Source organism: Flavobacterium sp. ENC (assembly GCF_020991415.1).
In the GTDB taxonomy this organism is placed as follows: Bacteria; Bacteroidota; Bacteroidia; order Flavobacteriales; family Flavobacteriaceae; genus Flavobacterium.
The window spans coordinates 134,020-147,864 of the sequence record NZ_JAJMOY010000001.1 but is presented as its reverse complement, the minus strand read 5'-3'; the positions used below and the strand labels follow the sequence as shown (position 1 = coordinate 147,864).

At 35.6% G+C, this 13,845-nt stretch carries 12 protein-coding genes; 8 read left to right on the top strand and 4 right to left on the bottom strand.

What is annotated here, in order from left to right:
• Positions 1 to 115 precede the first annotated feature (115 nt).
• From mutY to gldD, 4 genes are read left to right on the top strand one after another with little or no spacing between them, the layout of a single operon-like run.
• On the top strand, positions 116 to 1,162 hold the full coding sequence (gene mutY, locus LPB89_RS00605; RefSeq protein ID WP_230699813.1) for an A/G-specific adenine glycosylase: 1,047 nt from the start codon (positions 116 to 118) through the stop codon (positions 1,160 to 1,162).
• A gap of 37 nt (positions 1,163 to 1,199) precedes the next feature.
• A complete protein-coding gene (locus LPB89_RS00600) occupies positions 1,200 to 1,640 on the top strand; it encodes a single-stranded DNA-binding protein (RefSeq protein WP_127337985.1) in 441 nt (146 codons plus the stop codon).
• A 23-nt stretch (positions 1,641 to 1,663) separates the two neighbouring features.
• The gene (locus tag LPB89_RS00595) at positions 1,664 to 2,959 is read left to right on the top strand and encodes a gliding motility-associated protein GldE (protein ID WP_230699812.1); all 1,296 of its coding nucleotides are present in this window, start codon (positions 1,664 to 1,666) and stop codon (positions 2,957 to 2,959) included.
• Position 2,960: 1 nt separating this feature from the next.
• Positions 2,961 to 3,521, top strand: a complete 561-nt coding sequence (gene gldD, locus LPB89_RS00590) for a gliding motility lipoprotein GldD (protein WP_132031868.1) — start codon at positions 2,961 to 2,963, stop codon at positions 3,519 to 3,521.
• 56 nt (positions 3,522 to 3,577) lie between these two features.
• Here the strand turns inward: gldD and LPB89_RS00585 are convergent, their stop codons facing one another.
• Both LPB89_RS00585 and LPB89_RS00580 read right to left on the bottom strand, forming a co-directional pair.
• Positions 3,578 to 6,016, bottom strand: coding sequence for a T9SS type A sorting domain-containing protein (locus LPB89_RS00585; protein WP_230699811.1), 2,439 nt, complete (start codon positions 6,014 to 6,016; stop codon positions 3,578 to 3,580).
• A gap of 188 nt (positions 6,017 to 6,204) precedes the next feature.
• Positions 6,205 to 6,582: a heavy-metal-associated domain-containing protein gene (locus tag LPB89_RS00580; RefSeq protein WP_230699810.1), complete on the bottom strand. Its 378-nt coding sequence runs from the start codon at positions 6,580 to 6,582 to the stop codon at positions 6,205 to 6,207.
• A 102-nt stretch (positions 6,583 to 6,684) separates the two neighbouring features.
• Here LPB89_RS00580 and LPB89_RS00575 point away from each other — a divergent pair, with 102 nt between their 5' ends.
• A complete protein-coding gene (locus tag LPB89_RS00575) occupies positions 6,685 to 7,551 on the top strand; it encodes a DMT family transporter (protein WP_230699809.1) in 867 nt (288 codons plus the stop codon).
• Between the two features lie 192 nt (positions 7,552 to 7,743).
• On the opposite strand, the gene LPB89_RS00570 is transcribed toward LPB89_RS00575, so the two are convergent.
• Both LPB89_RS00570 and LPB89_RS00565 read right to left on the bottom strand, forming a co-directional pair.
• On the bottom strand, positions 7,744 to 9,792 hold the full coding sequence (locus LPB89_RS00570) for a pitrilysin family protein (protein WP_230699808.1): 2,049 nt from the start codon (positions 9,790 to 9,792) through the stop codon (positions 7,744 to 7,746).
• A gap of 12 nt (positions 9,793 to 9,804) precedes the next feature.
• Positions 9,805 to 11,127, bottom strand: a complete 1,323-nt coding sequence (locus LPB89_RS00565) for a pitrilysin family protein (RefSeq protein WP_127337800.1) — start codon at positions 11,125 to 11,127, stop codon at positions 9,805 to 9,807.
• A 264-nt stretch (positions 11,128 to 11,391) separates the two neighbouring features.
• Here LPB89_RS00565 and rplU point away from each other — a divergent pair, with 264 nt between their 5' ends.
• The 3 genes from rplU (at position 11,392) to LPB89_RS00550 (ending at position 13,792) form a co-directional block, all read left to right on the top strand.
• Positions 11,392 to 11,835: a 50S ribosomal protein L21 gene (rplU, locus tag LPB89_RS00560; RefSeq protein ID WP_230699807.1), complete on the top strand. Its 444-nt coding sequence runs from the start codon at positions 11,392 to 11,394 to the stop codon at positions 11,833 to 11,835.
• Positions 11,836 to 11,859: 24 nt separating this feature from the next.
• A complete protein-coding gene (gene rpmA / locus LPB89_RS00555; protein WP_035685981.1) occupies positions 11,860 to 12,120 on the top strand; it encodes a 50S ribosomal protein L27 in 261 nt (86 codons plus the stop codon).
• A gap of 385 nt (positions 12,121 to 12,505) precedes the next feature.
• Entirely contained in the window at positions 12,506 to 13,792 is a 1,287-nt protein-coding gene (locus tag LPB89_RS00550; protein ID WP_230699806.1) for a hypothetical protein, read from the top strand.
• Positions 13,793 to 13,845: the final 53 nt, after the last annotated feature.

Here is a 13,845-nt window from a genome sequence, read left to right as displayed (position 1 = left end):
TGGTGTACTATTTTTTTGAGTTTGCAAATATAGGAATTAAAAAAATAATTAATCAAGCTAATTCGTTAAATTTTAATTACATAAACATTTACTTTTGTATTCTAAGTATTTTGCGATGAATTTTCATAACATATTGATAAATTGGTATTTACAAAACAAACGTGATTTGCCATGGCGAAAAACGACTAATCCTTACCTAATTTGGCTCTCAGAAATTATGCTGCAACAGACAAGAGTTGCGCAGGGAATGCCTTATTTTTTTTCATTTACCAAGGAATTTCCTACTGTATTTGATTTGGCAAATGCTGACGAAGAGCAGGTTTTGAAACTTTGGCAGGGATTAGGGTACTATTCGAGGGCCAGAAATTTGCATAAAACGGCTCAATATGTAGCAAATGAGTTGAATGGTGTTTTTCCGCCTTCTTATAAGGAGTTATTAAAATTAAAAGGTGTTGGTGAATATACAGCAGCTGCAATTGCTTCTTTTTCTTATAACGAAGCAGTTCCTGTTGTGGATGGAAATGTATTTCGGGTGCTTTCCCGTTATTTCGATATAGAATCGGATATTGCATCGCCGGCAGCTAAAAAAGAGTTTACCGAACTTGCCACGGAATTAATGCCAAAAGACAACCCGGCAATTTTTAATCAGGCCATTATGGAGTTTGGCGCTTTGCAATGCGTGCCTAAAAGTCCTAATTGTACTATTTGTGTTTTTAATGACAGTTGCCTGGCACTGCAAAAGAAAAAAGTAGATGTCCTGCCGGTAAAATCCAAAAAGACAAAAATCACCAATCGGTTTTTTAATTATTTGATTCTGGAAGATGTTTTGGGGAATACCTTAATTCAAAAAAGAACAGCAAAAGGAATCTGGCATAATTTATATGAATTTCCCCTTTTAGAGACTCAGGAGATTGCGGACTTTGATTTTGTTTCTAAAGCGGTTGAAAACGAGCTGTTTTCCGCCTATACAATTATAGGTATAGAAGAATGCAGCCATGCGACGGTTATTCATAAACTGTCCCATCAGCATTTGCATATTCAGTTTTGGAAAATTAAAATTGAAGAAATAATTGAAAAGGGGATCGATGCTAACAATTTGAAAACGTTTCCTTTTCCAATTGTAATATATAATTTTATTGAAAAGCAGGAAATAAATTGCTAAAAAAATGTATCTTTGGGATAAATACCACAAAAAAACCATGAACGGAACATTAAATAAAGTGATGCTCATTGGCCATTTGGGCGATGATGTTAAGATGCATTATTTTGATGGAGGAAACTGCATCGGACGTTTTCAGTTGGCTACAAATGAGGTTTATATCAATAAAACTACAAACGAAAAGATAACGTCAACAGAATGGCATAACCTGGTTGTACGCAATAAAGCAGCTGAAATTTGCGAAAAGTACCTTTCTAAAGGGGATAAGATTTTTATCGAAGGACGTATAAAATCCCGTCAGTGGCAAGCCGAAGACGGTACGACAAAATATACTACAGAAATTCAGGTTACAGAATTTACTTTCCTGACAACCAAAAAAGAAACTACATTACATAAACCAAATACCGATTCAGAATCCGTAAAAAACACTAACTTTGACACGACTAACGAGGACTTGCCTATAAATGACCTGCCTTTTTGATTGTTTAACTAATTTTTTTCAGTTTGGACCCGGAGCCCAGTTTACTTTTTAGTACAAATTTTGACATCAATTTAATAATTGGTTTTGTCGGAATATTTATTTTGCTGTTTTTATCGGCAATTGTCTCAGGTGCCGAAGTGGCACTTTTTTCTTTATCCCAAAAAGATATTGACGACACTCTTCAGGAAGACCTTTCAAAAGGTAAAATCATTTCCAGTCTTTTAGATAAACCCAAAAAACTTTTAGCAACACTATTAGTCGCTAATAACTTTCTTAATATAGGTGTGGTTATTTTGTTCTCCTTTATAGGACAAAATATTTTCTCCGGCGTAGAATCTCCTGCTTTTAAATTTATGTTAGAAGTAATTCTGGTGACTTTTTTAATTTTGTTGTTCGGAGAAGTTTTGCCCAAAGTGTATGCCAGCCGAAACAATATAAAATTTGCGAAGTGGTCGGCCTATCCCGTTGCTGTCCTTGATAAATTACTTTCACCTGTCAGCTTGCCCATGCGAAGCCTTACCTTATATTTGCAAAATAAATTAGGGAAACAAAAAAACAATTTTTCGATCAATCAGTTATCGCAGGCGCTGGAGCTTACGGATTCTGAAGGAACGTCAAGCGAAGAACAAAAAATACTGGAAGGAATCGTTTCTTTTGGAAATACAGATACCAAGCAGGTGATGAGTCCGAGGATTGATATTTTTGCTTTGGAAATTTCAGAAGCCTTTGAAGCGATTTGCCCGAAGATCATTGAAAAAGGATTTTCAAGAATTCCGGTTTACAAAGACAATATCGATCAGATTGAAGGTGTACTGTTTGTAAAGGATTTATTGCCTCATATCGATAAAAAAGAATTCGACTGGACCTCCCTGGTACGAGATGCTTTTTTTGTCCCTGAGAATAAAAAACTGGATAATTTGCTAAAAGATTTTCAGAGCCTCAAAAGCCATCTGGCCATTGTGGTGGACGAATACGGAGGTACATCCGGACTGGTTTCTTTAGAAGACGTTATTGAAGAAATTGTCGGGGATATCAGTGATGAGTTTGACGATGAAAATTTAAATTTTTCACAAATTGATGAAAAGAACTTTCTGTTTGAAGGAAAGATCAATATGAAAGATTTTTACAGGATTGTTGAAGTCGATGAAGATGTTTTTGAATCCCAAAAAGGCGAAGCGGAAACCTTAGCAGGCTTTATTTTGGAAATCCTGGGTAACTTCCCTAAAAAAGATCAGAAAGTAACGTTTGAAAACTGTGTCTTTACAATTGAAGCAGTTGATAAAAAACGGGTAAAACAAATAAAAGTAACATTAGAATAAAATGCTTAAAAAAATAATTTCAACACTGACAATTTTGCTGATTTTTACAATTATAAGTTGTAAAAATGAAGTCTTACCTAAGCCATCAAGCTATTTGAGGTTAGATTACCCGGAAGCAAAATATGTAAATTTTGAAAACAATTGTCCGTTTACTTTCGAAATGAATGAAGGTGCTGTAATCAAAGGAGAAAAAAATTGTGGGTTTGCAATTACTTATCCCAAAATGAAAGCCACCATATATCTCACATATAAACCGGTAAATAATAATATTGAGAAATTGTTAAAAGATGCCCAGAAGCTAACTTACGAGCATGTCATAAAAGCGGATGATATTTTAGAACAGCCGTATTTAAACCCTGAAAAAAAAGTATACGGAATGTTTTACCAGGTGGATGGAAACGCGGCTACAAATTCACAATTTTATGTGACAGACAGTACAAAACATTTCATAACCGGATCGGTTTATTTTTATGCAAAGCCCAACTTTGATTCTATTATGCCGGCGGCCAGTTATATTAAAAATGATATGCGACAGCTTATGGAAACACTGAAGTGGAAATAATATTTTAAAAAAAGCATTCATCTTGTGGTGAATGCTTTTTTTTTGATTAAAAGAAATTATTCTTTAATTATCTTCATTGTGTAAGATCCTTTTTCTGTCTGTATCTTAATTACGTAAATTCCTTTCGGCAAAGATTCAATATTATAAGTTTCACTTTCCAGGAATGATTTATAAACGGATTTCCCTAATAAATCAAATATTTCTAATCCAAGAACAGTTTCTTCTCCCGAAACAGAAAATGAATTTCGGACAGGATTTGGGAATAAATTAATTTTTTGCGAAGGTGATTTTGTTGGTGTACTTGTGCTAAGGGTATTTGAGGCACCAAAATACTTTGCATAAATACTGTTGCTGCTGTCATTGTTGTCGTTATTGCTGCAGTAAATAACTATTGGAACATTTTTGTTGTTGATTAAGATCAGGGGTCTGTATATTGGATTTTGGGAAAACTCAGCTGCTCCTACCAATTCCCAGGATGTCCCGTTAAATTTTCGAACGGTACTTTTTTTACTGTTATTCATCTGATCACAATAGAATATATAGGGAACATTATTGTGGTCTATGGCTATAGATTTTTCTTCGCCCTTGCAAAAACCTGCACTTCCAACTATTTCCCAGGAAGTTCCATTAAATTTCTGGATCGTATTCCATTCGCTCAAAGAGCTGGAAGCATTTAACACATACGGAATATTATTAGAATCGATTGCAATGTATCCGGGAAAAGAATAGTTTTTTCCGGTTCCCAATGTTTCCCACGAATTGTTTTTAAATCTTTTAATGGTACCACGATCCTCAAAATTCTGACTGTCTAAAAAGCATACATAAGGTATATTGTTGTTGTCGATAGCAATAGAACTTACAAATGTTTCGGAAAAGGCTCCTGATGAATAGCCCAAAGTTCCCACCGGTATCCAGGTTGAACCATTAAACTTTTGAACCACCGCATCATAAACACCTGCGCTTATAAATTGCGTGTAAGCAACATAAGGTATGTTATTATGGTCAATAGCGATATTTAAATTTCCTGCAAGCTCTGGTGAGAATCCCTTAATTCCTAATAATTCCCATGACGTTCCGTTAAATTTCTGAACCGTACATTTTCCGTTTGAATACGATGTACCTTCTTTGTAAGCAACATACGGTACGTTATTATTATCAATGGCTATAGAAATAAGATTAACCTGTCCGATAGAAAAACCGACTTTTCCAACAATTTCCCAGGTTTTTCCATTGTATTTCTGAACCGTACATTTCTCTAAATTTTTTGGATCTGAATAAGCGACATAAGTAACATTATTGTGGTCTATCGCGCTTGAAATAATTTCTACCAGAGGTCCTTCTTCAGAAATTCCTCTCGGGCCAACTTCCTCCCAGTTTGTACCATTAAATTTCGTTACGACAGTGTTGTTATTCTTTCCTGCATCTTTATATACGACATAAGGTAAGTCGCTATCATCGATTGCAATAGAGACATAGTTTACCGCCCCGGCTGAAAGCCCGGGCGTACCTATGGGATTCCAGTCAGTTCCGTTAAATTTTTCGATCCTGATTTTTGAAGCGTTTGCTTCGTCTCTGTAAGCTATATAGGGCAAATTATTTTTATCAATTGCAATGACAGGTTCTGTTGCCTGTCCTGCAGAAAATCCTGCTTTCCCTACTAATTCCCATGCTGTACCATTGAATTTCTGGACGGTGCTGCCATATGAATTTTCAACATCCAGATAGGAGACATAAGGAACATTATTGTGGTCCAGAGCCAAAGAGACCGTACCGACGAAGCCTTCTGAGAATCCGGGGCTTCCTAATGTTTCCCACCCAGTTCCGTTAAATTTCTGAACAATGCTTTTATATCCGCCGGCTTCTCCGCTATTTTTATATGCTATGAAAGGGATATTGTTATTGTCTATGGCAATTGAACTGCTATACGTATCGCTGCTTCCTTCAGAAAATCGGGTTAAACCTACCAATTCCCAATCGGTACCATTGTATTTTTGTACCGTAAGTTTGTTGGTATAATCGGTTGTTTTCCGGCCACTATATGCCACGTAGGGTATATTATTTTTGTCTATAATGATAGAAATGTATTCCGCAGAGCCTATAGAAAAACCTTCATTACCAACTTTTGTCCAGGTGGTGCCGTTAAATTTCTGAACAATAATTTTAGAATTTAAATTGTTTTTGTACGCAACGTATGGAATATTGTTCTGATCTACAGCAATGGAAACATCATCTACAGTTCCCGGGGAAAATCCTTGTACTCCAACCAGTTCCCAGGATACTCCGTTAAATTTCTGCACCGTACCTTTTCCATCAGCCCAATCATCTTTATAGGCTACGTAAGGCAGTTTGTTTTTGCCTATTGCCAAGTGTGTTTTTGAAGCTTTTAAAAAAGCATTGCGATTCAGGTCATTGGTGTTCATCGGTTGCCAGCTGTCCTGAGCATACGTGAAATTTAAGAAGAAAATACAAAAGATAAAAAGTAGAAGTCTTTTCATAGAGAAGGTTTGATTTTAAAACAAATATAGAAACAATCTGATGTGATTGTGTCGTTTTTTATGATGAAAATTCAGTTTAAAGTATAATCTTCAGTTTTTTTAATTCATCCGGATATTCTTTCTTTAAAAACGAATCATAAAAAAAGCGTCCCGATTAGGACGCTTTTTTTTATGTAAAATGTTTTTGCTTATGATTTCATATTCGAAACTTTATAGGTTTTTCCGTCTCCGGTAGCCTGAACTGTTTTTGTTAGGTTTTCAGGGTTTTGAATGGTTTTGTCAAAAGTGACAGTGGCTGTTTTTTTGTCAAAATCAACGGCAGCTTTTTCAACTCCTTCCAGACTGGATAATTCTTCTTCTATTGTTTTTGCACATCCCACTGCACAGGTCATTCCTTCTATAGTGAAGCTTGCTGTCTGCACATTTTCAGGCGCGATTACTACGGGTTCTTTTGTTTTTTTTACTTCAGCTGTCTGTGGAATTATTTTTTCGCTTTCTGTTTTTTTGCATCCCACTAATACTAAACCTGCAATTGCCGCAACAGCTATGATTCTTGTAAATTTCATTATATATGATTTTTAAATTGCTAATACCCTTTCGTGCAAAATTAATAAAAAACCGAAGGTCAGTTCATAAAAATAGTACAAATTTGCAGTAAAATACAATTTATGGATGCAAAACAGTTAAAGTGGATTTACTTATTTGTGCTTTCGCTCATTTGGGGAAGTTCTTTTATTTTAATCAAAAGAGGATTGGTGGGCTTAACCGCAATTCAGGTGGGTTCCTTCCGTATTATTTTTGCAGCACTTTTTTTGCTTATCGTTGGATTTAAGAGTCTAAAGAAGATTTCCCGCCATCAGTGGAAATTTATTGCTTTAACATCCCTTTTCGGAACCTTTATGCCGGCCTATCTTTTTGCTATTGCAGAAACGGAAGTAGATAGTTCTATCGTGGCGATTTTAAATTCGCTTACGCCCTTAAATACATTGGTTCTTGGGACAATTGCTTTTGGAATCCAATTTCAAAAACGACAAATTCTGGGAGTTTTTATCGGATTAATTGGGTGTTTGCTTTTGGTTTTGAGTGGTGCTTCTTCACATCCCGGACAAAATTACTATTATGTGATTCTGGTGGTTATTGCAACAATTTGTTATGCTTTGAATGTCAATCTGATTAAGAAATATTTGTCCGATTTAAATTCGTTAAGTATTACAACAGGAAATTTCGCTATTTTACTTCTACCTGCTTTACTTATTTTAAGTACAACAGATATTACGCACAGTATAAATCTGGAAGTCACACAAAATTCTATTTTATTTGTGATGATCCTTGGGGTTTTAGGAACAGGAATCGCAAATGTTATTTTCTTCAAACTGATACAAATGTCGTCGCCTGTTTTTGCAACATCGGTAACCTATCTGATTCCGATAGTAGCTTTCTTCTGGGGATTGTTAGACAATGAAATGCTGACACCGGTACAGTTTTTCGGAGCCTTTATTATCTTGATCGGAGTCTATTTGTCAGCAAAAAAATAAAGGTTTTGTGAATATCACTCCGACAGAAGTCGAAGCGCACATCAATTGCAACGGCACTTCGATTTCGCTCAGCATGACAAAAAATAATATTAAAAAAGCCCTGTAAAAGTTTTAAACTTTTACAGGGCTTTTTTAAAAATCTCAGCACCTTAGAAACTCAGAACCTCAGAACCTTTTCTGAAGTACCTTGTTCTAAAGAAAATCTGCTGCCGAAACACCTTCATTGATTTTGATATCAGACATTTTGATGTCCAATTCAAAGCCTGCATTCTGAATGATATTGAAAGGAACTTTTACTCCTTTTACCTCTTTATAATCATTGAAATAAGTCGTTTGCGTAGTCGATTGTCCGCTTTGCTCTTTCACTTTAAGTTTGGCAACCTTCAGGCCTGATTGTACATCATAATAGTAAACGGTTTTGCCGTCTTTTATGGAATAAGCATCATGGCCGTTTATTGGTTCTATGGCATCAACTTTCAGATCTGTTCTTTTGCTCAGGCGTAATTCTTCAAAAGGAGTTGCGCTTGCTTTCATTTCGGCTAAATCATCACCTTCTAAGTTTTTACGTTGTCCCTGCTGTTCTACATAAGCGCCTTTTTCGTTTACCACCTGTTTCATTAAAGGCATACTTCCCATATTAAGCGAAACCATCATTTTTCCATTAGAATCTAATTTTGAAGTAAAACTCAACGGAGAAGGAGCTTGTGGGATTGTTGTCGTACCAGTCATAGCCAGTGTTTTAACTGCCAAAACTGCTTTTTCACCGCCAATTGCCTTGATATAATTGTCGAAAACAGTTTTTGCTGTAATTCCTGCAGGAGCTTCTTTTTTGGTAACTGGTTTCTCCACCGGGTTTCCGTATTTATCAAAATAGAAAATTGGAATCTGAAGTTTTTCCAAACCTGAAATTACCTCCGAACCTTTACCAACAATCACGATACGCATGTTATCTACCGGAAAATATTTATTGGCTACGCGGTAAATATCGTCGGCAGTTACATTATTGATCGTCTGGATGTATTTTTCATAAAAATCAGCCGGAAGTTTTTCTGTCTCAATGTTAAGGGCATATCGGGCAACAGTTTGCGGCTTTTCAACCTGCATTACAAATCTTCCGATATAACCTGCTTTTACATTTTTTAAAACATCTTCAGAAACTTTTTCGGTTCTGATTCTCTTTATTTCTTTTACAAATTCAGCTACGGCACTATCTGTAACGGCATTTCTTACCGCAGACGAAGCTTTGAATTTAGTCGTGTATTTTCCGGTTCCGATACTTGAGCTCGCCCCATAGGTCCAGGCGTGTTGCTCGCGTAAATTCATGTTCAGGTAACTGTTAAAATCACCTCCAAGAATTTGATTTGCAATTACGGCAGCAAAAAAATCAGGATCGCTCATTTTTAAGTTCACGGTATTTACCAATGAAATCTCTGACTGAACGGCATTTGGAACATCAACAAAATCAATTTGAAGTTTCGAAACGTCTGTCGGATTTGGATACGTAGTTTTTGGGGCAGCTTGTTTTTTCCATCCTCCAAAAAGTTTTTCGACAGCTGCTTTTGTTTCTTTGAATTTAACATCACCAATTATAACTAAATAGGCGTTTTCAGGAACAAAATACGTAGCATAATTCGCCTGAACATCGGCAAGGGTTACATTTTTTAAGGTCTCTTCCGAAATATATTCTCCCGCAGGATGATTTTTTCCAAAGACTAAAACATCTACCACACGGTTTGCAATAGCAGGAACACTTTTTTCCTCTGCTTTAAGGCCTTCCGATAATTTTGCTTTTTCCTTATCAAATTCTGTTTGTGTAAAATTAGGCTGTAATGCACCTTCGGCCAAAAGTTCTAAAACACGCCCTGAATATTTTGACAGGGAGCTGGCATAAGCGCCGCTGGAAGTAAAGTTGATGTTAGCGCCATAAAAATCAATCTCTTCGTTGAAGGCTTGTTTGGTGGTTTTTTTAGTGCCATTTCCAATTAAGCTGCTGGTCAGTTCATCAACACCTTTTTTGTTTCCTTCCGTGAAAGGAGCATTGTCCAGGCTAAGGTTGAAACTGACTCTTGGTAATTTATGGTTTTCAACTACCAAAACTTTCATACCGTTGGCCAGCACAAAAGTTTGCGGTTTTTTGATATTGACTACTGGTGAGGTTCCGGGTTTTGGCTGTGGACGATCTTGTGCTTGCATAATTCCAGTCAGGAATAAAAGGATTAAAACGGTATGTATTTTTTTCATGATTCGATTTTCTTAGTTTTGAACTTTTTTTGAAGGAACATAATCTAAAATTAAACGCTGATTAGGGTTTAAATACTTTTTGGCAACTTCTCTGATTTCTTCTCTGGTAATAGAGTGGTAGAGGTCGATTTCGGTATTAATAAGATTTACGTCTCCATAAAGTAAATAAAAGGAAGCTAAATTTTCAGCAATTCCTTCAACGCTGGCATTCGCATTGACAAAATTATTATCGAATTTATTTTGCAGTTTTTCATAATCTTTTTCAGAAATCAAATCGGTTTGGATTTTTACGATCTCCTCATCCATTTCTTTTAAGATGTCAGCTGTTGTATGAGTTCCCATTGGTAAACCATACAAAATGTACATTCCGTAATCTTCCTGGCTAAAACCTACAGCACCAATCTGCAGTGCCATTTTTTTATCATCAACAATTTTTTTGTATAGTTTTGAACTTTTTCCATCACTTAAATACGAAGAGATTAAGTCTAAGACTCTGGCGTCTCTTGTTTTCATTGATGGTGTTCTGTAAGCGGCAACCACCATAGGAATCTGGATATTCGGATCCTCATAAGTTGCTTTTATGGTTTCGGTAATAGGCGCTTCTGTAAAAGTTTGTTTTTTTACTTCTTCCCCTTTTGGAATCGGACCGAAATATTTCTGAATCCATTCTTTGGTTTTGTTTTTGTCAAAATCTCCCGCAACTACCAGAACGGCATTGTTTGGTGTATAGAATTTTTTATTAAATGCCTGAAACTCTTCAAGGGTTGCAGCATCTAAGTCTTTCATGGATCCGATCGTGGTCCAGCGGTACGGATGGTTTTTAAACATGTTTTTCTTAACCTCCGGAAGAATATTTCCGTAAGGCTGATTGTCGTAACGCATTCTTTTTTCTTCTTTCACAACTTCATTTTGCGTGTCAACACCAATTTTATTTATGATAGGGTGCATTAATCGTTCTGATTCGAGCCATAAACCCAATTCCAGGCTGTTGGAAGGAAAAACTTCGTAATAATAAGTCCTGTCATCGGAAGTGTTGGCATTGTTGACTCCGCCATTTGCGGTAACGATTTTCATCCATTCGCCACGTTTTATATTTTCAGTTCCTTCGAATAATAAATGTTCAAAGAAATGCGCAAAACCAGTTCGGTCAGGGCGTTCGTCTTTTGAACCAACATGATACATAACAGAAGTGATAACCACCGGAGCAGAAGGGTCATTGTGCAGAATAACGTGCATGCCGTTATCTAAATTGTATTCTTCAAAAGCTACTTTTTGAGCATGAGCTACTCCGCCGAGCATTAGTGCAGCGCTTAACATCATTATCGAATTTTTCATAAAGATTAATAATTTTAGTTACCTAATATGTAAATAGGTAGCTAAGAGTTAATATTAGTTACATCAAAAATAACTTTTTTTTAATTACTAAATAACAATTGTTTTTAATTTAATACTATTTAACTTATAAAAAATTTTTGTCTTGAACTAAAATGGCCTGAAAGACAGCCTTTAAATAGATTAAAATATTTTTGAAATAAGAGATTGCACAGTAAATTATTAATTGTATATTTGCAACCTTAAAAATCAATAAATCAATTTGGTATGTATGCAATCGTAGAGATAGCAGGGCAACAATTTAAAGTAAGCAAAGACTTAAAGGTTTATGTTAACCGTTTGGCTAACGAAGAAGGTTCAAGTATTTCATTTGACAAAGTTCTTTTATTAGACGATAACGGAAGCGTAACTTTAGGCGCCCCAGCTATAGAAGGTGCTTCAGTAGAAGCTAAAGTGTTACAACACTTAAAAGGAGATAAAGTAATCGTTTTCAAAAAGAAAAGAAGAAAAGGTTACAAAAAGAGAAATGGTCACAGACAATATCTTACTCAAATTGTAATTGAAGGTATTACTGCAGTAGGAGGAACTAAAAAAGCAGCAGCTAAAAAAGCGGTTGTAGCAGAAGATGCTCCGGCAACTGAAGTTGAAGCAGCTCCAAAAGTAAAAAAAGCAGCAGCTCCAAAAGCAAAAAAAGAAGCTACTAAAGAATAATAACAATATTTAAACTCATACGTCATGGCTCACAAGAAAGGTGTCGGTAGTTCGAAGAATGGTAGAGAATCAGAATCAAAACGTCTAGGCGTTAAGATTTTTGGTGGACAAGCTGCTATTGCTGGGAACATCATCGTTAGACAAAGAGGTTCAAAACATAATCCAGGTGAAAACGTTTACATCAGTAAAGATCACACACTACACGCAAGAGTAGCTGGAGTTGTTAAGTTCCAAAAGAAAAGAGATAACAAATCTTATGTATCTATCCTTCCATTCGAAGCATAATCATTAGATTACTTATTACAAAACCCGTTCGCATTGCGAGCGGGTTTTTTGTTTATAATTAATTCAAGAGTTGTAAATATTAATTGAATAAGCCTTTAATGGTAGATTTAGTATGAATTAATATCTAAAGCCGTTGGAGCGAAAAAAGATATTACCGCAAAGAACGCTAGGATTTTTATCTAAAATACATTAGAAAGTAAAAAGTTCGCAAAGCTATGTATTGACTTAGCTTTGCGAACTTTGCCTTTTATAAATCAGGAATAAAAAATCTTAGCGTTCCTTGCGGTAAAAATAACGAGTGTCTATGTTTTTTTATCTTTTTCCATAACATGTAGTGTTGATCCTTTATTATCAGTATTTTTGGCTGGATTAATCTATTCCAATTTTGAAAAAAATACTTATCCTTTTATTTCTTTTCTGCTCAGGCTTATTTGCAAAAGAAATTAACCCTACGGAACAAATCGTATCACTAAACGATAGTCAGAAAAAGATTTTATATGAATTTGCCGTTTTACAGAAAGGCGGTGCTGATGCTAACTCGTATTGGCAACAGCATAAAAATCAGTTTTCAGTACTTAATGATAACGTAAGAAATCAGCTGGCGAACGAAATCTATACTAATTCGCATGTTGTTTATATTCCTGCAAAAGATTCCGCGGTTCAATTATGGATACAAACGCAATCCCTGACCAAATGGATGTTGTATCTGGCGGCATTTATCGCAATATGTGCCATAATAGGTTTATTGCGTAATTATTGGGGTATGCTTCTAAATATACTTATAAAACAATTCGCACCCTTATTCAGGTTTTTATTTTCAGCAGTAATTTTGACTTATGAATTACTATTAATAGGTATTGTCTGTGTTGTTGGGGGCTGTTTTATAGACGAAATGACATTACGTACTGTTGTAATCCATACAGGTTTCTTTTTATTGTGGAGTCAGTCCACGGCACTTTTTACCCGGAAATATTTAGTGAGTAAGTATCTTTTTGAAATAAAAAATAATTTCTGGGCAACTGATAAGTGGGAAACGGTAAAAACGATTTGTCTTCCTGCCTTAATTGTTACCGGTGCTCTTATATTTGTATTGTATAAAGTTCCGGATGATGTTTTGTATAATTATGAGATTGTTGTCTCTGTTATGGCTGCCATCTGTGCTTTGCCGTTTTGGCGTACCCTGGAAAAATACATTTCCCCAATCCTGATCCCTTTTAAGGATACGTATGTGGAAAGAAGTGTTTACTCACTCGCTGCTTGTATTCTTATAGCTTTATTTATTGATGGTTTTCTGATTGGTCAGCAGAATCCGGTTTTTTACTATGTGATAACTGCCCTGACCAGTTTGCTGATTATTTCATTTTTGATTTTATCGCTTAAACATAATTTCAAATACAATTATAAGAATTACTATTATTTGCAATTGATTACATTTCTTTTTCTTTCGGCTTCTTTGTTATATAGCTTTTATGCACATTCAACCGAAATGATCTGGGCCTCTTTACTTGGAATGAGCATCTATATTGTGATCAAATATTGGGAGATCCCCACCTTTTTTATGAGCTGGAAAAGAAGTAAAACAGTGACCTGGGGATTTTTAGGAATGGCAGTCTTGCTGTGGATATTGGCAAAGGGAATTTTGTACGTGAGTGAAATGTTGTATGTGGGTTAAGGTATTTGTTTTACTTTCATTTTGGAGTATGTACTGTCATTTCGACGAAGGAG

Excerpts from the sequence above, each read along its gene's own strand:
- mutY (WP_230699813.1), top strand. The coding sequence starts at position 116 with ATGAATTTTCATAACATATTGATAAATTGGTATTTACAAAACAAACGT.
- LPB89_RS00600 (WP_127337985.1), top strand. The coding sequence starts at position 1,200 with ATGAACGGAACATTAAATAAAGTGATGCTCATTGGCCATTTGGGCGAT.
- gldD (WP_132031868.1), top strand. The coding sequence starts at position 2,961 with ATGCTTAAAAAAATAATTTCAACACTGACAATTTTGCTGATTTTTACA.
- LPB89_RS00585 (WP_230699811.1), bottom strand. The coding sequence starts at position 6,016 with ATGAAAAGACTTCTACTTTTTATCTTTTGTATTTTCTTCTTAAATTTC.
- LPB89_RS00580 (WP_230699810.1), bottom strand. The coding sequence starts at position 6,582 with ATGAAATTTACAAGAATCATAGCTGTTGCGGCAATTGCAGGTTTAGTA.
- LPB89_RS00575 (WP_230699809.1), top strand. The coding sequence starts at position 6,685 with ATGGATGCAAAACAGTTAAAGTGGATTTACTTATTTGTGCTTTCGCTC.
- LPB89_RS00570 (WP_230699808.1), bottom strand. The coding sequence starts at position 9,792 with ATGAAAAAAATACATACCGTTTTAATCCTTTTATTCCTGACTGGAATT.
- LPB89_RS00565 (WP_127337800.1), bottom strand. The coding sequence starts at position 11,127 with ATGAAAAATTCGATAATGATGTTAAGCGCTGCACTAATGCTCGGCGGA.
- rplU (WP_230699807.1), top strand. The coding sequence starts at position 11,392 with ATGTATGCAATCGTAGAGATAGCAGGGCAACAATTTAAAGTAAGCAAA.
- rpmA (WP_035685981.1), top strand. The coding sequence starts at position 11,860 with ATGGCTCACAAGAAAGGTGTCGGTAGTTCGAAGAATGGTAGAGAATCA.